The 22,866-nt window shown below is 69.4% G+C and carries 18 protein-coding genes; 13 read left to right on the top strand and 5 right to left on the bottom strand.

Annotation, left to right across the window (positions count from 1 at the left end):
• Positions 1–46: 46 nt before the first annotated feature.
• Positions 47–1,144, bottom strand: coding sequence for a methyltransferase domain-containing protein (locus tag ACFWVC_RS22185; protein ID WP_384288534.1), 1,098 nt, complete (start codon positions 1,142–1,144; stop codon positions 47–49).
• Positions 1,145–1,780: 636 nt separating this feature from the next.
• Between ACFWVC_RS22185 and ACFWVC_RS22180 the strand changes: the two genes are divergently transcribed.
• Together ACFWVC_RS22180 and ACFWVC_RS22175 are read left to right on the top strand one after the other, a co-directional pair.
• Positions 1,781–3,037: a vanadium-dependent haloperoxidase gene (locus ACFWVC_RS22180; protein ID WP_384288531.1), complete on the top strand. Its 1,257-nt coding sequence runs from the start codon at positions 1,781–1,783 to the stop codon at positions 3,035–3,037.
• A 303-nt stretch (positions 3,038–3,340) separates the two neighbouring features.
• On the top strand, positions 3,341–4,774 hold the full coding sequence (locus ACFWVC_RS22175) for an FtsW/RodA/SpoVE family cell cycle protein (RefSeq protein WP_384288528.1): 1,434 nt from the start codon (positions 3,341–3,343) through the stop codon (positions 4,772–4,774).
• 238 nt (positions 4,775–5,012) lie between these two features.
• On the opposite strand, the gene ACFWVC_RS22170 is transcribed toward ACFWVC_RS22175, so the two are convergent.
• Positions 5,013–6,059: a LacI family DNA-binding transcriptional regulator gene (locus ACFWVC_RS22170; RefSeq protein ID WP_384288525.1), complete on the bottom strand. Its 1,047-nt coding sequence runs from the start codon at positions 6,057–6,059 to the stop codon at positions 5,013–5,015.
• 242 nt (positions 6,060–6,301) lie between these two features.
• Here ACFWVC_RS22170 and ACFWVC_RS22165 point away from each other — a divergent pair, with 242 nt between their 5' ends.
• The 6 genes from ACFWVC_RS22165 (at position 6,302) to ACFWVC_RS22140 (ending at position 14,525) form a co-directional block, all read left to right on the top strand.
• Positions 6,302–7,621 (top strand): ABC transporter substrate-binding protein, encoded by a 1,320-nt coding sequence (locus tag ACFWVC_RS22165; RefSeq protein WP_384288523.1) that lies wholly within the window; start codon positions 6,302–6,304, stop codon positions 7,619–7,621.
• Between the two features lie 105 nt (positions 7,622–7,726).
• The gene (locus tag ACFWVC_RS22160) at positions 7,727–8,611 is read left to right on the top strand and encodes a carbohydrate ABC transporter permease (RefSeq protein WP_384288520.1); all 885 of its coding nucleotides are present in this window, start codon (positions 7,727–7,729) and stop codon (positions 8,609–8,611) included.
• Between the two features lie 24 nt (positions 8,612–8,635).
• A complete protein-coding gene (locus tag ACFWVC_RS22155) occupies positions 8,636–9,529 on the top strand; it encodes a carbohydrate ABC transporter permease (RefSeq protein WP_384288517.1) in 894 nt (297 codons plus the stop codon).
• Between the two features lie 62 nt (positions 9,530–9,591).
• Positions 9,592–12,183, top strand: coding sequence for a family 78 glycoside hydrolase catalytic domain (locus ACFWVC_RS22150; RefSeq protein ID WP_384288514.1), 2,592 nt, complete (start codon positions 9,592–9,594; stop codon positions 12,181–12,183).
• Positions 12,180–13,034 (top strand): aldo/keto reductase, encoded by an 855-nt coding sequence (locus ACFWVC_RS22145; protein ID WP_384288511.1) that lies wholly within the window; start codon positions 12,180–12,182, stop codon positions 13,032–13,034. Before ACFWVC_RS22150 ends, ACFWVC_RS22145 begins: the two co-directional genes overlap by 4 nt.
• Before the next feature lie 195 nt (positions 13,035–13,229).
• Complete coding sequence (locus ACFWVC_RS22140) at positions 13,230–14,525, top strand: MFS transporter (protein WP_384288508.1); 1,296 nt, start codon at positions 13,230–13,232, stop codon at positions 14,523–14,525.
• 100 nt (positions 14,526–14,625) lie between these two features.
• Here the strand turns inward: ACFWVC_RS22140 and ACFWVC_RS22135 are convergent, their stop codons facing one another.
• On the bottom strand, positions 14,626–15,648 hold the full coding sequence (locus ACFWVC_RS22135; protein WP_384288505.1) for an LLM class flavin-dependent oxidoreductase: 1,023 nt from the start codon (positions 15,646–15,648) through the stop codon (positions 14,626–14,628).
• A 301-nt stretch (positions 15,649–15,949) separates the two neighbouring features.
• Between ACFWVC_RS22135 and ACFWVC_RS22130 the strand changes: the two genes are divergently transcribed.
• The 3 genes from ACFWVC_RS22130 to ACFWVC_RS22120 are packed head-to-tail and all read left to right on the top strand — an operon-like array spanning position 15,950 to position 18,803.
• Positions 15,950–16,177, top strand: a complete 228-nt coding sequence (locus ACFWVC_RS22130) for a ferredoxin (protein WP_384288503.1) — start codon at positions 15,950–15,952, stop codon at positions 16,175–16,177.
• Positions 16,167–17,561, top strand: a complete 1,395-nt coding sequence (locus ACFWVC_RS22125; RefSeq protein ID WP_384288500.1) for an NAD(P)/FAD-dependent oxidoreductase — start codon at positions 16,167–16,169, stop codon at positions 17,559–17,561. Before ACFWVC_RS22130 ends, ACFWVC_RS22125 begins: the two co-directional genes overlap by 11 nt.
• Positions 17,562–17,600: 39 nt before the next feature.
• Positions 17,601–18,803: a cytochrome P450 gene (locus ACFWVC_RS22120; protein ID WP_384288498.1), complete on the top strand. Its 1,203-nt coding sequence runs from the start codon at positions 17,601–17,603 to the stop codon at positions 18,801–18,803.
• Between the two features lie 51 nt (positions 18,804–18,854).
• Here ACFWVC_RS22120 and ACFWVC_RS22115 read toward each other — a convergent pair whose 3' ends face one another.
• Positions 18,855–19,811: a hypothetical protein gene (locus ACFWVC_RS22115; RefSeq protein ID WP_384288495.1), complete on the bottom strand. Its 957-nt coding sequence runs from the start codon at positions 19,809–19,811 to the stop codon at positions 18,855–18,857.
• Between the two features lie 227 nt (positions 19,812–20,038).
• Between ACFWVC_RS22115 and ACFWVC_RS22110 the strand changes: the two genes are divergently transcribed.
• Positions 20,039–20,908: a 3-hydroxyacyl-CoA dehydrogenase family protein gene (locus tag ACFWVC_RS22110; RefSeq protein WP_384288492.1), complete on the top strand. Its 870-nt coding sequence runs from the start codon at positions 20,039–20,041 to the stop codon at positions 20,906–20,908.
• 144 nt (positions 20,909–21,052) lie between these two features.
• Positions 21,053–21,799, top strand: a complete 747-nt coding sequence (locus ACFWVC_RS22105) for a phosphotransferase family protein (RefSeq protein ID WP_384288489.1) — start codon at positions 21,053–21,055, stop codon at positions 21,797–21,799.
• Positions 21,800–21,856: 57 nt separating this feature from the next.
• Here ACFWVC_RS22105 and ACFWVC_RS22100 read toward each other — a convergent pair whose 3' ends face one another.
• Complete coding sequence (locus ACFWVC_RS22100) at positions 21,857–22,840, bottom strand: MerR family transcriptional regulator (protein ID WP_384288486.1); 984 nt, start codon at positions 22,838–22,840, stop codon at positions 21,857–21,859.
• Between the last annotated feature and the right edge of the window lie 26 nt (positions 22,841–22,866).

Below are 22,866 nucleotides of genomic sequence, written 5' to 3'. Positions count from 1 at the left end.
GCACAACGTTGCCGGGCCCCGCGCCTCGACGGCGGTTTCCGCGGGTTCAGGCCACGAGAAGGCGGAGGCCGAGCTCTGCCGCGTCAAGGGCGACGAGGTCGCGGTTCCGTTCGGCCCACCGGCCGGAGGAAAGGTCGTCGCGGAGTCTGCTCACTGCCCGCTGCTCGGCCTCCGGCCCGACTTTGGTCCATACCGAAACCGCGCGGCGCACATGGTCATCCAGGTATGCCTCGGGCCGGCGCCAGTAGGCCTCGAAGAAGCCGTCAGCACAGTCCCACGGGATGAGCACCGGTTCCGCGCGGCCCCCGATCGCGCCGGTCAGGTCGGCCAGTGAAGGCCAGTCGACAAGCAGGCCGGCGAATTCGGGCAGGTAGTCGCGGGTGAGCCAGAACCGCTGACGCCGGCCGGGGTCGCCGGTGTCGCCGGCGTCATAGGTGAACACCACCACGCGGCGGGCCACGCGGCGCATCTCACGCAGTCCGGCGATCGGGTCCTGCCAGTGGTGAACGGTGCTGAAGGCCATCGCGGCGTCGAAGGACTGATCCTCGAAGGGCAGGCTCTCCGCGGCGGCTGCCACGCACGGGGCCGCGCCCGCGGGACGCAGCGCCCGCATGACCGCCGACGGTTCCACCGCCGTGACGTCGCGGTCCGGGGGCTCATAGGAGCCGGTGCCGGCCCCGACGTTGAGAACGGTTCGTGCGTCCCCGAGCGCATCCCAGATCCTCGCGGCGATCCGCGGCTCGGTGCGTCGTGTCGCAGGGTAAGCAGACCCGATGGCGTCGTACAACTGCGCGCCGAACACACCCAGTTGTTCCTCCGGTGTCGTCCTGATTCCCAATGCCCGCGCCTCCAGTTCCCTGTCTATGGCCGTCGCCGTCGCAGCGGCGCGGTCGCGCTGTTCCAGCAGCAGGCCGCGCAGCCGGCGCAGGCGCGCGACCGCGTCGGTGGCCGGGTCGTCGACCAGATCCGCGATCTCGCGCAATCCGAAGCCCAGCCGCCGGTAGGCGAGTACCTCCCGCAGCCGCTCTACGTCACCCGCCGAGTAGGCCCGGTACCCGGCCGAGGTCCGCGCGGACGGCCGCACGAGGCCGATCTCGTCATAGTGGTGCAGCGTGCGGACGCTCACGCCGGCCAGTTCGGCCACCCGTCCCACTGTCAGGTGCTCTTCCACGCCACCGACAATGCGGCATGACGCCACGTGAGGGTCAAGCGCTTCGCTCTCGGCATCGCGCGTGACCGGCCCTGAACCGCGTCCTGCACGATGCTCGCCTCGCTCGCACAGTTCGAACTGGGAAAACGTCGAAGCCACAGGCAGGAGCCGGCTGCTGCCGGCGGTCGTACTGACTCACGACGGACAGACGGCGGTCGACGGCGGTCGCGGTGGTCGCCCGCTGAACGACGAGGCGCGCGATGGCGCGTTGGGTGAGGGTTCGTCATCCTCGCGTGGGCGTCCCTCGGCGACGGAAGGCGGGAACAGGCTGCGTCACTGGGATGAGTCGGGCGGCAGCCACCCTGGTCACGGGTAGGAATCACGCCGACGTGACCCGCGCCGGTCCGGAGGTCCTCTGGTTCGGCGCGGGCCCGAGACCGACGAGGAGTCTGAGACATGAGTCCTGCGGACAGTACCCCGCCACCGTCCAGGCCGCGCCTCCGGTGGTTCAGGCGGTTCAGGCGGCTCGCCGGCATAGCGGTGCCGGCGGTCCTTGTCGCCGCCGCGACAGCGGCGCCCGGACCCGCCGCGGCGCGGACCGCCGGCACGGCCGCCACAGTCGTCGCCGACATGAACCGGCCGCCCGCTGCGGACCCTTCGGCGATCCGCGACTGGAGCGTCATCGCCACCGACGTCATCAACGCGAACCTCACCGCCACCCGGCCTTCCGGGCAGGCGGTCATCTGGAACGGGTTCGTCTCGATCGCCGTCTACAACGCGGTGGTCGGCATCCAGGGCCGCTACGCCCCCTACAAGTGGCGGGCGCACGGGCCCGCCGGCGCGTCCCCCGAGGCGGCGGCCGTGACCGCCGCACACCACGTACTGCTCGCCGACTTCCCCGCGTCCCGTGCGCTGCTCGACGCCGCGTACGCCGACTCCCTCGCCGAGATCCCCGACGGCAACGCCAAGCGACAGGGCGTGTCCTTCGGAGCGCGCGCCGCCGACCACGTCCTCGAACTACGGGAAGGCGACGGCCGGTTCGCGACGCTGGAGTTCACCACACCGCCCGCACCGGGCGTATGGCGGCCCACCCCGCCGGCCGGACTTCCCTTCATCGACACGTGGCTCGCCCGGCTGCGCCCACTGCTGCGCACCTCACCGGCCCAGTTCCGGCCCGGCCCGCCGCCCGCTCTCACCTCGGCCCGCTACGCCCAGGACCTCAACGAGGTGAAGACCATGGGCGCGCGGACCGGCTCGCCCCGCACCGCGCAACAGACCGAGACCGCCCTGTTCTTCGGGGGCAACCTGGCGGTGCAGTTCCAGACGGCGTTCCGCGACTACAGCGCACGGCACCACCTGGACATCGCCGACACGGCGCGCCTGTTCGCCGCCGCGAACGCCTCGGCGACCGACGCCGTCATCACCGCGTGGGATGCCAAGTTCCACTACGGGGTCTGGCGGCCGATCACCGCCATCCAACTGGCCGACACCGACGGCAACTCCGCGACCGACCCCGATCCGCAGTGGCAGCCGCTGCTGGTCACACCCCCGCACCCCGACTACATCAGCGGGCACACCGCGGTCACCGGCGCCGTCGTGCAGACCCTGACCGGGATCTTCGGCACCACGCGCCTCGACCTGAACATCCCGTCAGAGGTCACGGGCACGACAAGGCGCTACGACGACGCCACACAGCTCAACCAGGACATGATCGATGCCCGGGTCTGGGCCGGTATCCACACCCGCACGGCGGACACCGAGGGGTGCCGCGCCGGCGCTCGCATCGGCGTCTGGACACTCACCCACTACTTCCGGCCGTTGCACCCGGCGCACCCCGGCTCCTCGCCTCCGACCGTGCCGACGTGCCCGCGCGGCAACACGAGCTGATCCCACCCGTTCGCCGGCCGACGGCAGTTGGACGTGTTCGTCGCTGAGCGCCCTTCCGCGGCCGCAGAACGGCCCGGGAGGGTGCTCACGCGAGAGCGAGAACAACGCGAGGTCCTCAGCGGGCGAGGCCGGTAGGAGTACGGGAACCACGCAGACCTCCGCTGACGTCCATGATCACGTCAGCTGACAGCGCGGCCGGCACCTCGTCCTCCCGATCCACGACCGCATCGCACCCTGCCCTTGCCTTGCCGACGTTTCGCCATGCGGTGAGCATCCAGACGCCGTGAGAGGCCCTGTCAGACGATGAGCAGTCGTACGAGCACTCCGACGCACCACACGTCGACGATCGGATCGATCGGCGCGCCGAACCGACGCAACACCGAACTGGCCTTGCTGGTCTTCGCCGTCGCCGTTCCTGTGTTCGCCTACGCCAACGTGGGCCTCGCCATCGACGGCCAGGTCCCCGCGGGGCTGCTGGGCTACGGCCTGGGCCTCGGCCTGCTGGCCGCCGTCGCCCATCTCGTCGTACGAAAGTTCGCTCCGTACGCGGACCCGCTGCTGCTGCCGCTGGCCACGCTGCTGAACGGGCTCGGTCTGGTCGTCATCTGGCGCCTCGACCAGTCCAAGCTGCTCCAGTCGATCAAGCAGGCGGGAACCGCGGCGCCCCGCCAGTTGATGTACACCGCGCTCGGCATCGTTCTCTTCGCTGTCGTGCTGGTCTTCCTGAAGGATCACCGCGTCCTGCAGCGCTACACCTATATATGCATGGTCGGCGCGCTGGTGCTGCTGCTCCTGCCGCTGGTTCCCGGCCTCGGAGCCAACATCTACGGCGCCAGGATCTGGATCCACGTCGGCAGCTTCTCCATCCAGCCCGGTGAGTTCGCGAAGATCATCCTGGCGATCTTCTTCGCCGGCTATCTGATGGTGAAGCGGGACGCGCTCGCCCTGGCCAGCCGCCGGTTCATGGGCCTTCACCTGCCACGCGGCCGCGACCTGGGCCCGATCCTGGCCGTCTGGTTCATCTCGATCCTCATCCTGGTGTTCGAGACCGATCTCGGAACGTCGCTGCTGTTCTTCGGAATGTTCGTCATCATGCTGTACGTCGCGACCGAACGGACGAGCTGGATCGTCCTCAGTCTGCTGATGTCGGCGGCGGGTGCCGTGAGCGTGGCCACCTTCGAACCCCACGTACAGCAGCGTGTTCAGTCCTGGCTCGATCCGATGCGCGAGTACAAGCTCAGCCAGTCGGGCGTTCCGGGCCACTCGGAGCAGGCGATGCAGGCCCTCTGGGCGTTCGGCTCCGGCGGCACCCTCGGCACGGGCCTCGGCCAGGGCCACTCCGAACAGATCCGGTTCGCCGCCAACTCGGACTTCATCCTCGCCACCTTCGGAGAGGAGATGGGCCTTGCCGGCACCATGGCGATACTGATGCTCTACGGCCTGATCGTCGAGCGCGGTGTCCGCACGGCCCTCGCCGCCCGCGACCCGTTCGGCAAGCTCCTCACGGTCGGCCTCTCCGGCGCCTTCGCGTTTCAGGTCTTCGTGGTCGCCGGCGGGGTCATGGGCCTCATCCCGCTGACCGGTATGACCATGCCGTTCCTCGCGTACGGCGGTTCCTCCGTCATCGCCAACTGGGTGCTCATCGGCATCCTGATCCGCATCAGTGACACCGCACGCAGGCCGGCCCCCGTGCCCGCGGGGGAGCAGCGCTGGACCGGCTCGGACCCAAGCGCCTGACAAATCGCCACCCGACAGGATTCGCCTCAATTCCCTGCTCAAGCCGCTGCAGGACTTGGAGCTCAGGCTGGCTCCGATCGACGGCCTGCAGCCTCCGCTGCAAGTCTTCAATAAGTGCTGCTGAGTATCAACGGGCCTGAGGCTCGCCTCCGCTACTGACCCAGCGGTCGGCGCGTCTGGTGAAGCCGTCGTCGACAGACGAGGCTGCGAGCCACTTCGAGCGGCCCGTGGTGGGGCATCAGGGACGGGCGGCCGGTGCCGAGGTGCTGTGGCGGACGACGAGGCGGGGCGTCATGGTGGTCTGGGTGGCCCGGTCGCGGTGGCCCTCGACGCGTTCGATGAGCATCTTGGCCGCGGTGGAGCCCATGGTGTGCCCGGCCTGGTCGACGCTGGTCAGCTGCACGGTGGCGAGGTCCGCGATCGCGGTGTTGTTGTAGCCCACCAGGGAGACGTCCTCAGGGACGCGCAGGCCGAGTTCGTGCGCGGCGCGCCACACCCCCAGAGCGGCCACGTCGGCACCGGTCATGATCGCCGTGGGCGGTTTCTCCGCGGTCAGCAGGCTCATGCCGGCCTTGTAGCCCCCGTCGTCGGAGTACGCGGCCCGGCACACACGGGAGTACTCCTGAAGCCCGTGGCGTTCCATCGCCTCGAGGTAGCCGCTGGTCAGCACGATCTCGGGCGTACGCGTCCACTGGCTCGACTTGGTTCCGGGGGCCGACACCAGGGCGATGTCGCGGTGGCCGGCCGACACCAGGTGGTCGATCACCAGGCCGGCCCCGAGGCCGTCCGCGTCAAGGACGGAGTCGTGGATGTCGGACGGATCGTGATGGCCGATCACGACCGTGGGGGTGGACTGGGCCATGGCCATCACTTCGGTGCGCTGTGTTCCCGGTGCGATCAGGATCAGCCCGTCCATCTGCCGGTCCACCATGGACCGGATGGTCTTGGCCTGCGCGTCCGCGCCGAAGCCGGCCGCGCCGACCATGACGGTGTATTCGCTGTCATGCAGCTGGTCCTGGATCCCGTCCAGGATGTCGGCGAAGAAGGTGTTGCGGATGTTGTCCAGCAGAACACCGATCGTGTACGTGCGTCCGCGCATGCCGCGCGCCGCCGCGTGCGGCCGGTAGTCGAGCTCGGCCATGGCCGCCCTGACCCGCTCCTGCATGGCCGCGCTCACCCCGTAGGCGTTGCGCAGCACCTTGGAGACCGCGGCAGTCGAGACTCCCGCGTGGTGTGCGACGTCGGTGATGGTCACGCGCTTCTTCCGCTGCGGTGCGGACTCCATGCCTGCTGCCCCCTGTGTCCTTCGTAGCTAGTGCAACGGTCTACACCATCTCCGCCTCTCTCGGCTAGACCTGAGCCGCGTTTCTGTGTCGTTTCCGCGGAATGTCTTGACGGTGCCGGGCGCTGGGTGCACTGTTGTGCCCGCTCGGTCGTGAAGAACGTTATACACACTCATGGTGCTCGCGGCGTTCCCGCAGGCCGGCATCGCGTGCCTCCGCATCAACGCTGACAGGGAGCCAAGCTGTGATCATCGATTCGTCCCGTGCCGGAAGAGCACGGATCCTCGGCCTCACCGCGAGCGCCGCCGCGGTGGTCGTTCTCGCCTCCGCCTGCGGAGGCACCGGCGGCGGCGGTTCCACCGCGGCGGCCAAGGAGTTCAGCTACCTGAGCGTCACGGAGAACTCCACGGTCAAGACGGCTCTGACGACGCTGTCGAAGGGTGCCTGCAAGACGGCCGACACCGCCCAGCCGCTGAAGGTGGAGACCGTTCCCCAGACCAGCCTGGACCAGAAGCTGCAGCTGCTGGCGGGCCAGAACGCACTGCCGGTCCAGTTCGCCGCGGGCAACGCGCCGGCGCTGACCAACCAGCTGTACAAGGCCGGCAAGGTCGCGGATCTGGAGAAGAAGCTCACCGACCTGGGCGTGCTCGACCAGCTCGAGCCCGGCGCCGTCTCGACGATCAAGGCCCTGTACGGGGGCAAGCTGGCGGCGCTGCCGTACGAGTACAACGTCGAGGGGATCTTCTACAACAAGAAGCTCTTCGCCGAAAACGGCCTGAGTGAACCGCAGTCCTGGGACGCGCTCGTCGCCGCGTCGGCCAAGCTGCAGGCCAAGGGCATCCAGCCGCTCTCCGCGTCGGGCCAGCAGGGCTGGCCGATCACTCGGCTGGTCTCCGGTTACCTCTACCGCAGCCTCGGCCCGGACGCGCTGAAGGACGTCGCGGACGGCAAGGCCAAGCTGACGGACCCGCAGTACGTGAAGGCCGCCCAGGAGATCGCCGACCTCGGCAAGAAGGGCTACTTCGGCAAGGGCGTCGGCTCGATCGACTACGACACCGCGATGAACCAGTTCCTGTCCGGCAAGGCCGCCATGTTCTACATGGGCAGCTGGGCGCTCGCCAACATCGCCGACCCCAAGCAGGACCAGGTCGGCGCGGAGAACATCGGCTTCATGCCGTTCCCCGCGGTCGCCGGCGGCAAGGGTTCCATCGACCAGTACCCGTCCAACGTCGGCCTGGCCATCACCCTCGGCTCCAAGACCTTCGACAAGAAGACCGGCGACTGGGTCTCGTGCATCGCCAGGAACTACGGCAGCACCGTCCTGAAGGACCAGGGCGTCATCTCCGGCTTCAAGCTCAACACCGACGTCCCCGCCCCCAACGCGGTCACCGGTCAGGTCCGCGACACCATCAGCTCCTCCAAGCAGAACGTGCTGTGGTTCGAGGCCCTGTTCAGCACCAAGGCCACCACGGTGAGCCAGACCAACGCGGCCGGACTGGCCACGGGCAGTCTCAGCCCCGAGAAGTTCATGCAGACCGTCCAGGACGCCTTGAACAGCCAGTGACAGACGGCGTGTGGGGCACGCCCGGTCCCGGCAACCCACCGCGCCCGGGCCGCCCCACACCGACTGCCCGGCCCCGACAGCTCGACACGCAAGGAAGTGGACACCATGCACCGCGTACTCGGTGACCGCAGAGCGATCCTGATCCTGGTGGGACCAGCGCTGCTCGTGTACTCCCTCATCATGCTCGTCCCCATGGTGTGGTCGCTGGGCTACTCGTTCACCAAGGGCAACACCATCGACGGGTTCACCGGCAACGGCCTGGAGAACTTCCACCGGCTGTTCACCGACCCCGCCGTGCGTGACGCCCTGTGGTTCACCCTGAAGTACGCGGCCGTGGTGACCGTCGGCCAGGTCGCGGCCGGCTACCTGCTCTCCCTGCTGTACATCTTCTTCCTCAAGCGCGCCTCCGGCCTGATCCGCACCCTGGTGTTCTTCCCCGTCGTGCTGCCCACGGTGGCCGTCGGCCTGCTCTTCCAGAAGTTCTTCCAGGTCGCCCCGCAGACCGGCCCGGTGAACTCGCTGCTCAACATGGTCGGCATCGGATCCGTCGACTGGTTCGGCAGCGCCGGAAGCGCCTTCTGGGTCCTGATCCTCATGGACATCTGGCGCTCGATGGGCTTCTACGCCGTCCTGCTGTTCGCCGGCCTGGTCGACATCCCCGACGAGGTCCTGGAGTCCGCTCGGCTGGACGGCGCCTCGGGCCTGCGGCTCATCCGGCACATCGTGCTGCCGCTGTCCTTCCCGGTGCTGATGTCATCAATGATCTTCAGCATCAACGGCACGCTGAAGGTCTTCGACTCCATCGTCGCCCTCACCAACGGCGGCCCCGGCAACGCCACCACCCCGCTGACCCTGTACATGTTCCAGACGTCGTTCACCTACGGCGACTACGGCTACGGCAGCACGATCGCACTGCTGCTGACGGTGCTGTGCCTCCTGGTGACCCTGGTCGTCTTCCGCGTTTCCCGGCGCGACCTCACGAAGGGCTGAAAGGCAATGTCCGTCGATGCGCCGATGAAGACAACCCGGGCGCGTGGCCTGGGCGACCGCCTGCGTCGTGCCGGGGCCGCCCCTGGCCGCCGGCGCCGTGTCTCCCGCGTGTGGGTGAAGGTGATCATCGGTCTGCTCCTCGTCGTCGAGGTGTACCCGATGGTCTGGATGTTCCTGACCTCGCTCAAGTCCAACAGCGACTACCTCAACAACTCCACCTGGAGCCTGCCCACCACCTGGGAATGGGGCAATTACAGCCAGGCGTGGACCACCGGCCACATCGGGCTGTACGTCAGGAACAGCCTTCTCGCCACCCTCCCTTCCCTCGCCCTGATCCTGCTGCTCGGCACCGCGGCCGGCTTCGCGTTGCAGATCATGGTGTGGAAGGGACGCAGCCTGACCCTGCTGATCTTCCTCGCGGGCATCATGGTGCCCTCCCAGATGATCCTGCTGCCCCTGTTCACCGTGTACTTCCAGACCGGCCTGTCGGGCACTCTGTGGCCCCTGATCCTCACCTACACCGGAACCGGCCTGCCGCTGACGGTGTTCATGATGAGCACCTACTACAAGTCCGTGCCCCGGGAGCTGTTCGAGGCGGCCACCATCGACGGTGCCTCCATCCTGCGCGCGTTCTGGAGCGTCAGCCTGCCGGTGGTCCGCAACGCCGTCCTGACCGTCGGCCTGGTCCAGTTCTTCTTCATCTGGAACGACCTGCTGATCGCGCTCACCTTCACCAACGACCAGGATCTGCGGACCGTCCAGGTCGGCCTGCTCAACTTCACCGGCGACTTCGGCGCCACCCAGTACGGCCCGCTGTTCGCCGCCATCTGCATCAACGTCTTCGGCACGCTGGTGGTCTACCTGTTCCTCAACCAGAAGGTCATGAAGGGCCTCACCGGAGGCGCCGTCAAGGGCTGACGACAACCCGCCCGGCACGGCGACGCCGCTCGCACCACCCCCTCACGGAAGGTCCCCCACCGATGTCCCTTCAGCCTGCCCCGCTGACGTTCGAGCACCTGCGCGACGGCCTCGGTATCGGAGTCACCGAACCCCGCCTGTCCTGGTCGACGCCGCCCGGAACGGAAACCCAGGACGGCTACGAGATCGAGATCGACCGGGGCGGAGACATCCACCGGACCGGTCGCATCACCGGCCCCGACCAGGTCCTCGTGCCCTGGCCCGGCACCCCTCTCACCTCCCGGGAACGCGCCCTGGTCCGGGTCCGCCTCTGGACCGGCACCGACGAACCCTCGCCCTGGAGCGCGCCGGCCGCCGTCGAAGCAGGTCTCCTCGAACCCGGCGACTGGCGCGCCGTCCCCGTCGGCGCCGCCTGGCCGGAAGAGCCGGACAGCGACCGCCGGCCGGCCCGCGTACGACGGGACTTCGCCCTGTCCCGGCCCATAACCCGGGCCCGCCTCTACATCACGGCACACGGCCTGTACGAGGCCGAGATCAACGGTCACCGGGTCGGCGACGACACCGTCTCTCCCGGCTGGACGGTCTACGGCGAACGCCTGCGGTACTACACCTACGACGTCACCTCGCTCCTCACCGAAGGTGCCAACACCATCGGGGCCTGGCTCGGCGACGGCTGGTACCGCGGCCGCTTCGGCTTCGACGGCGGCCACCGCGACCTCTACGGCAGCGACCAGTCCCTCATCGCCCAGCTCGAAGTGACCCACGACGACGGCAGCACCACCGTCATCGCCACCGACCCCACCTGGCAGGCCTCCGCCGGCCCGATCCTCTTCAGCGGCCTGTACGACGGAGAGACGTTCGACGCCCGCCTCCACGACGCCCGCTGGTCCACCCCGCACGGCGGTCGCGGCGGACACTGGGAGCCGGTCGCCACCGGCAGCCGGAACCCGGACACCCTGATCGCCCCCAAGGGCGCACCGGTTCGCTGCACCCAGGAGGTCCGCCCTGCCACCGTGACCACCAAGGCCGAAGGCCGGTACGTGCTCGACTTCGGGCAGAACCTCGTCGGCCGCCTGCGCATCACCGTCGACGGCCCCGCCGGCACCACCGTCACCCTCCGGCACGCGGAGGTCCTTCAGGACGGCGAACTCGCCACCCGCCCGCTGCGTCTGGCAGCCGCCACGGACACCTACATCCTGGACGGCGCGGGAGAACAGTCCTGGGAGCCCCGCTTCACCCTGCACGGCTTCCGCTACGCCGAAGTCAGCGGCTGGCCGGGGGAGTTGACCGGTGACGCCGTAGTGGCGCGGGTCTACCACACGGACATGGCCCGGACCGGCTGGTTCGAGTGCAGCGACCCGATGGTCAACCGGCTGCACGAGAACGTCGTGTGGAGCATGCGGGGCAACTTCGTCGACATCCCCACCGACTGCCCGCAGCGCGACGAGCGCCTCGGCTGGACCGGCGACCTCCAGGTCTTCGCCCCCACGGCGAGCTTCCTGTACGACTGCGCCGGCATGCTGGACTCCTGGCTGGACGACGTCGCGGTCGAACAGTCCGCCGACGGCACCATCCCCTGGTACGTGCCCGTCATCCCCGGGGAGCCGATGTGGACCCCCGTCCAGCCGGGCGCGGCCTGGGGCGACGTGGCCACCCTCACTCCCTGGGTGCTCTACCAGCGCTTCGGCGACCTCGAACTGCTCCGCCGGCACTTTCCCATGGGACGCGCGTGGGTGGACCTCATGGCACGGCTGGCCGGGCCGAGCCGGCTGTGGGACACCGGTTTCCAGCTCGGCGACTGGCTGGACCCCATCGCCCCGCCCGAGGACCCCGCCGCCGCACGCACCGACCGCTACCTCATAGCCACCGCCTACTTCGCCTGGTCGGCCCGCCACCTGGCCTGGTCGGCCCGCGCACTGGGCTACGAGGAGGTGGCACAGCAGTACGGAACCCTGGCCGACGAGGTCGCCGCCGCCTTCCGCCGCCGTTACGTGCACGCCGACGGCCGCATGACCAGCGACAGTCCGACCGCCTACTCCGTGGCCCTGGCCTTCGGCCTCCTCGAGGACGCCGGCCTGCGCCAGTTCGCCGGCGACCGACTGGCCGAGCTGGTCCTCCAGGACGACGCCCGGATCGCCACCGGCTTCGTCGGCACCCCGCTGATCTGTGACGCGCTCAGCGACACCGGCCACCTCGACGTCGCGTACCGGCTGCTGACCCAGACCGAGTGCCCGTCCTGGCTCTACACCGTCAAGATGGGCGCCACCACCATCTGGGAGCGCTGGGACAGCCTGCGCCCGGACGGCACCCTCAACCCCGGCGGCATGACCTCCTTCAACCACTACGCGCTGGGCGCCGTCGCCGACTGGCTGCACCGCGTCGTCGGCGGCATCGCCCCGGCCGAACCGGGCTACCGCGCCATCACCTACCGCCCTCGCCCCGGAGGCGGCATCACCTGGGCCCGCACCCGGCACGAGACTCCGTACGGCACCGCCGCCCTGTCCTGGGAGCTCACCGAGGGCCGACTCGTCGCCACCGTCACCGTGCCCCCGGGATGCACCGGCACGATCGAACTGCCCGGACGAGAGCCCTTCACCGTCACCGCAGGAGAGCACGTCATCGCCGGCGCGGATAAGCAAGGATGTGCGGCGTGAGCCTGACATCGCGCCGCATCGGCCGGACCGAGGTCCATCCCGTGGGCCTCGGTCTGGCGGCCCTGACCTTCGACCGGGCCGACGACCCCGCCGCGGCGGCCGACGCCATCCATGCGGCCCTCGACGCGGGCATACGGCTCCTGGACACCGCCTACGCCTACACCACGGCGAACGAGGACAACCACAACGAGCACCTCGTCGCCCGCTCACTGCGCGGTGTTGTCCCGGCCGACCGCCCGCTGATCTCCACCAAGGGCGGCCACTACCGCAGCGGCGGCACTTTCCCCGTCGACGGCCGGCCCGAGACGCTGCGCCGCCACTGCGAGGCCAGCCTCCGCGCGTTGGGCGTCGAACGGATCGACCTGTACCACCTGCACTGGCCCGACCCGCACGTCCCGATCACCGACAGCGTCGGCGCCCTGGCCGAACTGCGACAGCAGGGAAAGATCGACCTGATCGGCCTGTCCAACGTCGATGTGCGCCAACTCACCCAGGCCCAGGGCGAGGCGGGCATCGCGACCGTTCAGAACCCCTACTCGCTCTTCGACCCCGGCGACCGCGACGTGCTCGCGTACTGCCGGCGCCAGGGCATCGCCTTCCTCGCGTACTCCCCGCTGCGGGGCATGGCCGGCGCGGGCTCCGGGCTCGTCCGCACACTCGAGAAGCTGGCGGCACACTACGACGCCACCCCCGCACAGCTCGCCCTGGCCTGGCTCCTCGCCCAGTCCCCATCCCTCATCGCGGTCTCCGGCGCCACCCGGCCCAAGACCGTGCGCGACTCGGCGGCCGCCGCGACAATCACCATGGAACCGGAGCACCTTGAGCTGCTGAACCAGCACACCGTCAGCTGAACCGCATCGGTCGAGGCAGTCACGTCGCTCATCAGGTGCCACTTCCATGGTCGGGAGTCACACCCAAGGCCGTACAGACTTCGTGGAGACCGGGCGGGATCCCCGAATCTCCGCGGCCTGAGATGTGGTCCGAACGGATCGGTGCTGAGTGGCCTCGACCGCGGATCGGCCATGAATTACGGCATGATCCCTCGGATGGACGTCATCAATGAGGCGCTGGACCAACCCCGAACTCGTTGGGGAGTGTTCGCCCAACGAGATTTCCGCCGGCTGTGGCTGGGGGAGACCGTCAGCGGGTTGGGCAACAGTGTCAGCGTGGTGGCGCTCCCACTGATCGCGGCGGTGGAGTTGGACGCCGGTTCCACTGCCGTCGGTCTGCTCGCCGCGGCGGTGTGGACGCCCTGGCTGCTGGTGGGTCTGCCGGTGGGTGCCTGGGTGGACCGGATACGGAAACGTCCCCTGATGGTGGCGTGCGACCTGGTGGCCGCTGCGGCACTGGTGAGCATTCCGCTGGCTGCCTGGCTCGGCGCGCTCACCTTTCCATACCTGCTCGTCGTCGCGTTGCTCTGCGGCACCGCGGCAGTGTGTTTCAACACCGCCTACCACTCCTACATCCGGATCGTGCTCGGTGGACGCGACCTGCTGGAGGGCAACGCCAGGCTGCAGGGCAGCGAGGCCGCCACCCAGGTTGCCGGTCCAGGGGTGGCGGGACTGCTCGCCCAGGCATTCGGGGCCGTCAGCGCTCTCGTGGCCGATGCGGTGACATTCCTGGTCTCCGCGGTCTGCCTGACACGGATCAGCGTCGTCGAGCCGGGCCATGTTCCCCATGAGGAACGTCCCTCCCTACGACGGCAGATCCTCGACGGTCTCCGCTTTGTGGGCGGGGACCGGTACCTGCGTCCGATGGTCATGTGGGGCGCTGTGACCAACATGGCGCTGATGGGCTACCAAGCGGTCCAGGTCGTCTTCCTGGTCCGTACCGTCGGACTGGAACCCGGCATGGTCGGCGTGCTGTTGAGCAGCGGCAGCGCCGGCGGTATCGCGGGCGCGCTGATGGCGGCCTGGGTCGGCCGCCGGTTCGGCACCGCACGCGGCCTGCTGCTTCTGCAGGCCGCCACCGCGCCGTTCGCACTGCTGTTGCCGATGACCACGGCGGGCCCGGGCCTGCTGCTGTTCGCGACGGGAGGCTTCCTCGTCGGAATCGGAGTCTCCGTGGCCAACATCGTGATCGGCGGCTTCCGGCAGGCCTATTGCCCGCCGCACATGCTCGGCCGGGTCGTGGCGACGGCCATGATGACCAACCACAGCACCATCCCACTCGGATCCCTGCTCGGCGGCGTGCTCGGAGACGCCGTCGGCTACCGGCCGGCCATGTGGATCATGACGGGAATCGTCGCGCCCTGCTGGATCATCCTCGCCATGAGCCCAATGCGCCGCGAGCGTGACCTTCCGCGGGCCCATGAGCCAGCAGCTGCGCACACCGGGAGCTGAGAGGGCGGAAGTGCCGCCATGCGGGCATCCGCCCTGCCGACGGCTGTACCGCCCGGACAGGCGGCCCGTCGATCCGGGCCGCCCGTCCGTTGACCGATGCTCAGCGCCAGCCGAGTTCCGGTGCCACGTGGGTGAGGATGCTCTCCAGTACATGCGCGTTGTAGTCGACGCCGAGCTGGTTCGGGATGGTCAGCAGCAAGGTGTCCGCGGCCTGGATCGCCTCGTCGTCCCGCAGCAACTTCACCAGCTCATCCGGCTCCGCGGCGTAGGAGCGCCCGAAGACGGCCCGGGTCGTGTCGTCGATCATGCCGACCTGGTCCCGGGAGTTGCGGTCGCGGCCGAAGTAGGCGCGGTCGAGGTCGTTGGTCAGGGCGAAGATGCTGCGGCTGACCGACACCCGAGGCTCCCGCGTGTGGCCCGCCTTCCGGTACGCCTCGCGGTACGTCTCGATCTGCTTGCGCTGCTGGACGTGCAGCGGCTCGCCCGACTCGTCGGTCTTCAGCGTCGAGCTCTGCAGATTCATCCCCAGCTCGGCGGCCCAGACCGCGGTCGCGTTGGATGCGGAGCCCCACCAGATCCTGTCGCGCAGTCCCTCGGAGTGCGGTTCGATCCGCAGCAGCCCGGGCGGGTTGGCGAACATCGGCCGCGGGTTGGGCTCGGCGAAACCCTCGCCGCCGAGGACCGTGAGGAACGCCTCGGTGTGGCGGCGGGCCATGTCGGCGTCCGATTCGCCCGGCGCGGGGCTGTAGCCGAACAGGCGCCAACCCTCGATCACCTGCTCCGGTGAGCCGCGGCTGATGCCCAGTTGCAGCCGGCCGGACGAAATGAGGTCGGCGGCGCCCGCGTCCTCGGCCATGTACAGCGGGTTCTCGTAGCGCATGTCGATCACGCCGGTGCCGATCTCGATCTTCGAGGTCCGCGCACCGATCGCCGCGAGCAGCGGGAACGGGCTGGCCGCCTGCCGGGCGAAGTGGTGCACCCGGAAGTACGCACCGTCCACGCCGAGCTCCTCGGCGGCGACCGCGAGGTCGATCGACTGATGCAGGACATCCTTGGCCGACCTGGCCTGGGAATGCCCGCCGGCCGACCAGTGACCGAAGGAGAGGAATCCGATCTTCTTCACGCAGTACGCAGCGTCCCCAGGCCACGTTTGATTCCCTCCCCAGGTCGCGTCGCCGGCGCCTCCGACGAGACACTGCGCCCTGGTCCGCGTCGTCTCCGCGCGCTGAGCTGCGTGGGGGACAAGGCCCCCTGCGCAGCAGCGCCGGCCGGGTGTGCGGCGGCATGCCCGGCAGCCCTCGCCTTGCGAGCGCCCTGCGCAGAGGCACATCCTGAGGTAGAGGCATGCCGGCCACTCGATGGACCGAGCGCAGATGGTTGCGGAGCCTACGGGGACCGCGGCCCGCGCAGGGAGCGGGTTCCAGATGAGGCTTGTCGTCGATCTCAACCGGTGCCAGGGATACGCGCAGTGCGTCTTTCTCGCCCCGGACGTCTTCTCCCTGCACGGGGGCGAAGCGCTGCTGTTCTCCCCTCGCTTCGACGAGGCACAACGTGACCGGGTGGAGAAGGCCTCCGCCGCCTGCCCGGTCCAGGCGATCCTTGTCGACTACTCCGACGAGCCGACGAAGGGGGTCGAGCCCCATGTCGGCTGACACGGACGTCGAGGTCCTGCGGCGCCGGGGCCGCATCGTCGTCGTCGGTGCCTCGCTGGCCGGTCTGCGTGCGGCGGAGACCTTGCGCGACCAGGGTTTCACCGGATCGCTGACCATGATCGGCGACGAGCCGTACGAACCCTACGACCGGCCGCCGCTGTCCAAGCAGGCACTGCTCGGGTGGGCGCGGCCCGAGGACACCGCGCTGCCGCGGCGGCGCGCCATCGACGCCGTATGGCGTCTGGGCGTCGCCGCCGAGGGCCTGGACCGGGACGACAAGGTGGTGCGTCTGGCAAACGGGGACACCGTTCCCTACGACCGCCTGCTGATCACCACCGGAACGAGAGCGCGGCCGTGGATCCATCCCGAAGAGGCGGCGCTGGACGGGGTCTTCGTGCTGCGTACCCGCGACGACTCCGTACGCCTGCACAGGAAGCTGACCGGGGGCGTGTCCCGGGTGCTGGTGATAGGCGCCGGTTTCACGGGCTCCGAGGTCGCCTCCGCCTGCCGGGAGCTCGGCATCGAGGTCACGGTCGCCGAACGCGGCCCGGCACCGCTGGTGGGCGCTCTCGGTGGAGTGATCGGCGCGGTCGCGGAGCGCATGCAGCGCAGGAAGGGAGTCGATCTGCGCTGCGGCATCAGCGTCACTGCCCTGGAGGGTGATTTCTCCGGGCGGCTCAAGCAGGCCCATCTGTCGGACGGCTCGGTGATCGACGTGGAGGTGGCGGTCGTCTCGCTCGGCGCCGTCCGGAACACGGACTGGCTCGCCGGTTCGGGGGTGGCCGCGGGTCCCCGGGGGATCGCCTGCGACGCCGGATGCCGGGTGTTCGACGTCAACGGCATCGTCACCGATGACATCTACGCCGCCGGCGACGTCGCACGCAGCCCTCACCCGCTGTTCGACTACCAGTTCCTGTCACTGGAGCACTGGGGCAATGCGGTCGAGCAGGCCGAGATCGCCGCCCACAACATGATCTGCGCGGGTCCCGAGCGCCGTCCGCACCTGTGGCTGCCGATGTTCTGGTCCTCCCAGTTCGGCGTCAACATCAAGTCCGTGGGCGTGCCCCCGCTGGGCGACCAGCTGGTCGTCGCCCAAGGGGCCCTAGCCGAGGACCGGTTCGTCGCGGTCTACGGCTACCGCGGCCGCGTCATCGCCGCGGTGTCCTTCGACGGTGCCAAGTGGCTCGGCTTCTACGAGCAGCAGATCGCGGCCGGCGCGCCCTTCCCGCCGGAGTACCGCCCGGTCGATTGCCGCAACGAGACCTCGCAGCCGGTCGACCCGGACTTCCCGGATCCCCATCTGCCCTCCCACGGGGCCACGGTCACGCTGACGGGTTACTCGCCGAGCGAACGACGTGTCGCGTTCACTGCTTCGCATGCCTGATCACCGGCCTTGTGCCGCCCGGAGCCCTCAGGAGACGCCATGACGTCCGGCAGCATCATCGAGCAGATCACCGACTACGCCCATCGGGCCGATCCGTATCCGCTCTACGAGGAGCTGCGCACGACACCGGTGAGGCTGCTGGACGACGGCACCTACGTGGTCAGCACGTACTACGAGGTGCGGAGCCTGGCCAACGACCCACGGCTGAGCAACGACACGCGCAACAGGTCCGCCGGCTATGCCCGCAATGCGGAGGCCGGCGACACCAACCTGCCGCCGAGCTTCATCTTCACCGACCCTCCGGTGCACGACCGGCTGCGCGACACCATCAACCGGCCGTTCGGCCCCCCGCACAGCCCCAGGTTCATCGACGACCTGCGCGGAGACCTGGCCAAGGTGGTCACCGAACTGCTCGACGCCTTCGAGGGCAAGGACCAGGCCGACATCGTCGAGGACTTCGCCTACCCCCTTCCCGTCACCGCGATCTGCAAAGTCCTGGGCGTGCCGCGCGACGACGAATCGCGCTTCCACGAGTGGGCCGATGCCCTGGCGTCGTCACTCGATCCGCGGGCCGGCGACGCCGGCGAGGAGAAGGGAGCGCAGGCACGCCAGGAGCTGGGCGCCTACCTGGCCGACCTGATCGAGACCAAACGCCGCCACCCCGGCCCCGGGATGCTCAGCGCGCTCGCGCCCGACATGACACCGGCCGACCTGGAGGCCACCGCGGTGCTGCTCCTGGTCGCCGGCCACGAGACCACCGTCAACGCGATCACCAATACGACCCTGACGTTGCTGCGCCACCCCGACGTCCTCGAGCGCTTCCAGAAGGAGCCGGACCTGGCCGTCCCGATCATCGAGGAGGTGCTGCGGTACGAGCCCCCCGTCCAGTTCGTGCCGTGGACCACCGCGCTGGCCGACATCGAGGTCGCCGGCACCACGATCCCCAAGGGCTCGCCGGTGTGGCTCATGCTGGCCGCGGCCAACCGCGATCCCAAGCGCTTCGAGAATCCCGACCGGTTCGACCCCGACCGCAAGGACAACGAGCACCTGGGTTTCTACACCGGCATCCACTACTGCTTCGGCGCCCCGCTCGCCCGGATGGAACTGCAGCTCGCCGTGCCGGAGCTCTTCCGCAGGGTCACGTTCTCCGGGCTGCTCGAGGACCCGCCGCCGTACCGTGCCAACGCGGTGCTGCGCGGCCCCCGCCACCTTCCCGTGGCGATCGACGGCCTCACGGCCTGAGCACCGCCACAGGGATCCGCGGGCGGCAGGTCGGCGATGTGGGTGTGCGGGTCAGCTGATGCCGACGATGCCGGTCAGCGGGTGGGGGAGGGACACGATGTCGCGTTCCCCACGTCCGTCGGCCGGTCCGCCGGGCAGCGGTACGGCGCGGATGTGTCCACCGAGGTCGGCCACGTAGGCGGTGCCCGCGTCGGCGTCGACGGCCAGGCCGATCGCCTCGGCGAACCCGCTCGCCAGGATCTGCGGCGTCGCGCCCGGGTCCCCCGCTGCCGGGACCGGTGCCCGGTTGAGGGTGTTACCGGTCGGCGGGGCGCCGCGGTCGGTCCAGTAGAGCCAGTCGCCGTCGAGGTGCAGGTCGATCGGCTCGGGCAGACCCGTCCAGAGCAGTTCGATGTCGCTGCGCCGCTCGGGGCTCTCCCCGGCGGGGAGAGCGAGGCCGGAGCGGAAGATGCGGCCCTCGCCGCCCTTGGCCGGACCCTTCTGCGTCCAGTAGAGGTGTCCGCGTACGGGGTCCACCGCCACGCCCACACATTGCTGCAAGATGTCGCCGGGCGGGTTGACCACCAGGTCGGTCAGGCCGCTGCCGTCCGTCCGGACTCGGCTCACCCGGTAACCCTCACGGTCGCCCCAGTACAGGAACCCGGCGCCGTCAGAGGCCAGTTGCTTGCCCGTGGTGATCGCTCCGGGCTCGACCACGTCCCGGCGACCGCTGCCGTCCAGACCCACCGCGTGTACGCCGCCGTTGCGCCGGGAGAAGTCCTGGGCCGCCTCCCCGGAGCCCTTGGACGGATCGTGCGTCGGCGCGCCCATGGTCGTCCAGTAGACGACACCGGCCTCGACGACGATCCCGTCCGGGGCCGGGCCCGCGTCCTGGACCAGGGGCTCCACCCGGCCGTCCGCGATGCCGACCCGCAGCACGCTCCCCGGTACGACCGTCAGTGCCAGCAGTTCGTCCCACATCTGGCTCTCCTCGTGTCTCTCGGCATGGCGGCCGGGCGTGCCTTCCATGGCAGTGCGCTCCGCCCGGCGGTGCGACCGCAGATGGGCCAACCGGCGGAACGGGTGGATGACACGGGGGAGGTTGTATGCCACCGAGTCCGGCCCCAGCTGAGCTCTGCCTCGAACGGCTCTTCCCGGTTTCCGACCGCATGGCGTGGCGTTGAGACTGAGCCGGAGCCTGAGGCTGCGAAAGGCGATGGGACATCGCAGCGGCCGCCACGAGAGCAGGAACGAACATGTCTTTCGCGCTCCCCACGAACATCGAAAGCCGTCCGGTCGCGGTGATCGGCGCAGGCACCCTCGGCCGCCGGATCGCGCTGATGTTCGCCGACCGCGGCGGGCTGGTCCGGATCTACGACAAGTCCGCGCAGGCTGGAGAGGCGGCGCGCGCCTACGCCGAGGAGAACCTGCCCCAGGTCGCCGCGAAGATCCCAGGCGGCAAGCCGGGCTCGGTGGTCGTCACCAACGACATGGCCGAAGCCCTCGCGGATGCCTGGCTCGTGGTCGAGGCCGTGCCCGAACGCCTCGACCTGAAGAAGGAGATCTTCGGCGAACTCGACCGCACGGCGGCCCCCGACGCGATCCTGGCCAGCAACTCCTCCTCCTACGCGTCGAGCGAGTTCATGGACCAGGTCGAGCACCCGGAACGGGTGCTGAACATGCACTTCTACATGCCGCCCGAGCAGAACGCCATCGACATCATGTCCAACGGCCAGACCGCCCCGGGCATCATGGAACTGCTCAAGAAGGAGCTGCCCAGGTACGGCGTGCACGCGTTCGAGGCTCACCGGAAATCGACGGGTTTCATCTTCAACCGCATCTGGGCGGCCATCAAGCGCGAAGCCCTCGAAGTCGTCGCCCAGGGGGTGTCCACGCCGCAGGACGTGGACGAGATGTGGAAGATCAACATGGGCACCCCGGCAGGACCATTCCGGATGATGGACCAGGTCGGCCTGGACGTGGTCCTGGACATCGAGACGCACTACGCCGCCGAGAACCCGGCTCTGCCCACCGGACCGCGAGAGCTGCTGAAGAAGTACGTGGACGCAGGCCATCTGGGCGTCAAGACCGGACAGGGCTTCTACACCTACAACCGCCAGGACTGAATGCCCGCCCGTGGGTGCGACGCGCACCTGGTCGGAGGTCGGTGTCGTGCACGAGGCCGCCGGGGATCGGGACGCAGTCAGCCGCGTCATCGCACGCGACAAACCCGGCGACGTCGGCGGTCAGCCCCGGGATACTGGTCGGCCATGGATGAGGTCGAAGTCGTCGTCGCCCATTCCGAGCGTGCGACCCTGCGCGTCGGCGACGTGTTCTTGAAGGTGGACGCCGATCAGGCGCGCATCGACGTCGAGATCGAGGCGATGTCCCTCGCGCCGGTCCCGACCCCGGAGGTCCTGTGGCGCAAGCCGCCCGTGCTCGCGATCGCCGCACTCCCGGGGACGACGCTTGGGCGCCTCGGCGGGCCGTCGACCGGGTCGCCGGCGGCGTGGGCCGCGGCGGGCGCCGCCATCCGGAAGCTGCACGACGCGCCGCTGCCGCCCCGGCCCGGCCAGGCCGGCCGGAGCATCGTCGCGCTGACGGCGGAACTCGACGGCGAGTGCGAGTCGCTCGTGACGAGCGGCCTCCTGCCCGCTGACCTGGTCACCCGTAACCGCCAGGTCGCCGAGGCCGCGCTCCGGCCGTGGACTCCGGCGTTCACGCACGGCGACCTGCAGATCGCGCACGTCTTCGTCGACGGCGACGAGGTCACCGGCATCATCGACTGGTCCGAGGCGGGCCAGGGTGATGCCCTGTACGACCTCGCCACCTTCACGCTCGGACACGAGGAGCACCTCGACGACGTCGCCGCCGGCTATGGCACCGACATCGACCTCGACGTGATCCACGCGTGGTGGTCGCTGCGAAGCCTGCTGGTGGTCCGCTGGCTGACCGAGCACGGCTTCGACCCGTTCGCGCCGGGCTGTGAGGTCGACGTGCTGAGATCCCGGATGTGAGGCCGCGGGAGCGTGACGCATCGAGCAGGCCATCGCCTGCCCTCACAAGGGTGCGGTTCAGTACCGCTTCCCCCGAATGCCGTGCCCGGTTGCAGCCTTCTCGGAGGCCGGGCCCCTCGAAGTCGAAGGTGCGTTGTCGGCTATCGAGATCGACAGTCCGTCGGTCAGCCACTTGTGAGCCACCGTCATGTTCAGTACGCGTCCGCCGGTGGTGGTGCCGACCAGGGACCAATAGCGTTCCAGGCGGGAGTCGAAGCCGGATGACCTCGACACCAGCCCATGCAGGTATCGGCGGAAGGCGGGGGTGTCCGACTCCCGCCGGGCTCGTGCGTGGGCGGAGACGAAAGCGTTGACCGCATCCCCGGGGCCGGGCGGCAGGCCCTGGGTTACGGCGGCGGCCGTCAGGGCGGCGGCTTCGTCGATCTCCCCGTAGAAGGCCGGGCCGTCCCTCATCTCCTCGTCGTGGTCCTGGGTCCAGCGGGTGAAACTGGGTGTGGAGATGAGCAGATGAAGCTCGGCGTAGGCCAGGACGGTGGTCGGATCGGGGTCCCGCGGCGGGTCGGGTGACAGCATGGCGATCATGATGTCGAGCCGGCGCTTGGGCATGGTCGCGAACAGCTCGCGATGCCAGTGATCGGTGAGAGTGCGATGCGCCTGCGGGAGCCTCTGCACGCGGGAGAGGATCTCCAGACGCCGGAGCCGTTCCTCGCTCGGGCAGTCGTCAAGGGACTGGAGTGTGGCCTGGCGCCAGCGCAGTTCGGTCAGTCGTTCCTGCACCACTTCGAGCTCGGTCGCCACCAGCTCGCCGAAGGAGCGCTCACCGGTGACCACTTGCGTGATGGTTGCGATCGGAGTGTCCAACGCCCGTAAGCGTCTGATGAGACGGATCCGCTCCCACGCCTCAGGACCGTAGCGCCGATGACCGCCGGTGCTTCGGGCGGCCACGGGCAGCAGACCGCTGTCGGAGTAGTAGCGGAGGGTCTTGACCGGGACCCCCGTTCCGGCCGCGAGTTCGCCGATGCTCCACGTGTCTTGCGTCACAGGCTCTTGAACCTCCAGCGCAGGGG

Origin of the sequence: Streptomyces sp. NPDC058691 (assembly GCF_042714775.1) — a bacterium.
Classification (GTDB): Bacteria; Actinomycetota; Actinomycetes; order Streptomycetales; family Streptomycetaceae; genus Actinacidiphila.
Note: the sequence above shows the minus strand (reverse complement) of the source record. Positions and strands in the feature narration are given on the sequence as shown.

Bases quoted from the DNA above. Each gene is read 5' to 3' on its own strand.
- ACFWVC_RS22180 (WP_384288531.1), top strand. From the start codon at position 1,781: ATGAACCGGCCGCCCGCTGCGGACCCTTCGGCGATCCGCGACTGGAGC.
- ACFWVC_RS22175 (WP_384288528.1), top strand. From the start codon at position 3,341: ATGAGCAGTCGTACGAGCACTCCGACGCACCACACGTCGACGATCGGA.
- ACFWVC_RS22170 (WP_384288525.1), bottom strand. From the start codon at position 6,059: ATGGAGTCCGCACCGCAGCGGAAGAAGCGCGTGACCATCACCGACGTC.
- ACFWVC_RS22160 (WP_384288520.1), top strand. From the start codon at position 7,727: ATGCACCGCGTACTCGGTGACCGCAGAGCGATCCTGATCCTGGTGGGA.
- ACFWVC_RS22155 (WP_384288517.1), top strand. From the start codon at position 8,636: ATGAAGACAACCCGGGCGCGTGGCCTGGGCGACCGCCTGCGTCGTGCC.
- ACFWVC_RS22150 (WP_384288514.1), top strand. From the start codon at position 9,592: ATGTCCCTTCAGCCTGCCCCGCTGACGTTCGAGCACCTGCGCGACGGC.
- ACFWVC_RS22140 (WP_384288508.1), top strand. From the start codon at position 13,230: ATGGACGTCATCAATGAGGCGCTGGACCAACCCCGAACTCGTTGGGGA.
- ACFWVC_RS22130 (WP_384288503.1), top strand. From the start codon at position 15,950: ATGAGGCTTGTCGTCGATCTCAACCGGTGCCAGGGATACGCGCAGTGC.
- ACFWVC_RS22125 (WP_384288500.1), top strand. From the start codon at position 16,167: ATGTCGGCTGACACGGACGTCGAGGTCCTGCGGCGCCGGGGCCGCATC.
- ACFWVC_RS22120 (WP_384288498.1), top strand. From the start codon at position 17,601: ATGACGTCCGGCAGCATCATCGAGCAGATCACCGACTACGCCCATCGG.
- ACFWVC_RS22115 (WP_384288495.1), bottom strand. From the start codon at position 19,811: ATGGAAGGCACGCCCGGCCGCCATGCCGAGAGACACGAGGAGAGCCAG.
- ACFWVC_RS22110 (WP_384288492.1), top strand. From the start codon at position 20,039: ATGTCTTTCGCGCTCCCCACGAACATCGAAAGCCGTCCGGTCGCGGTG.
- ACFWVC_RS22105 (WP_384288489.1), top strand. From the start codon at position 21,053: ATGGATGAGGTCGAAGTCGTCGTCGCCCATTCCGAGCGTGCGACCCTG.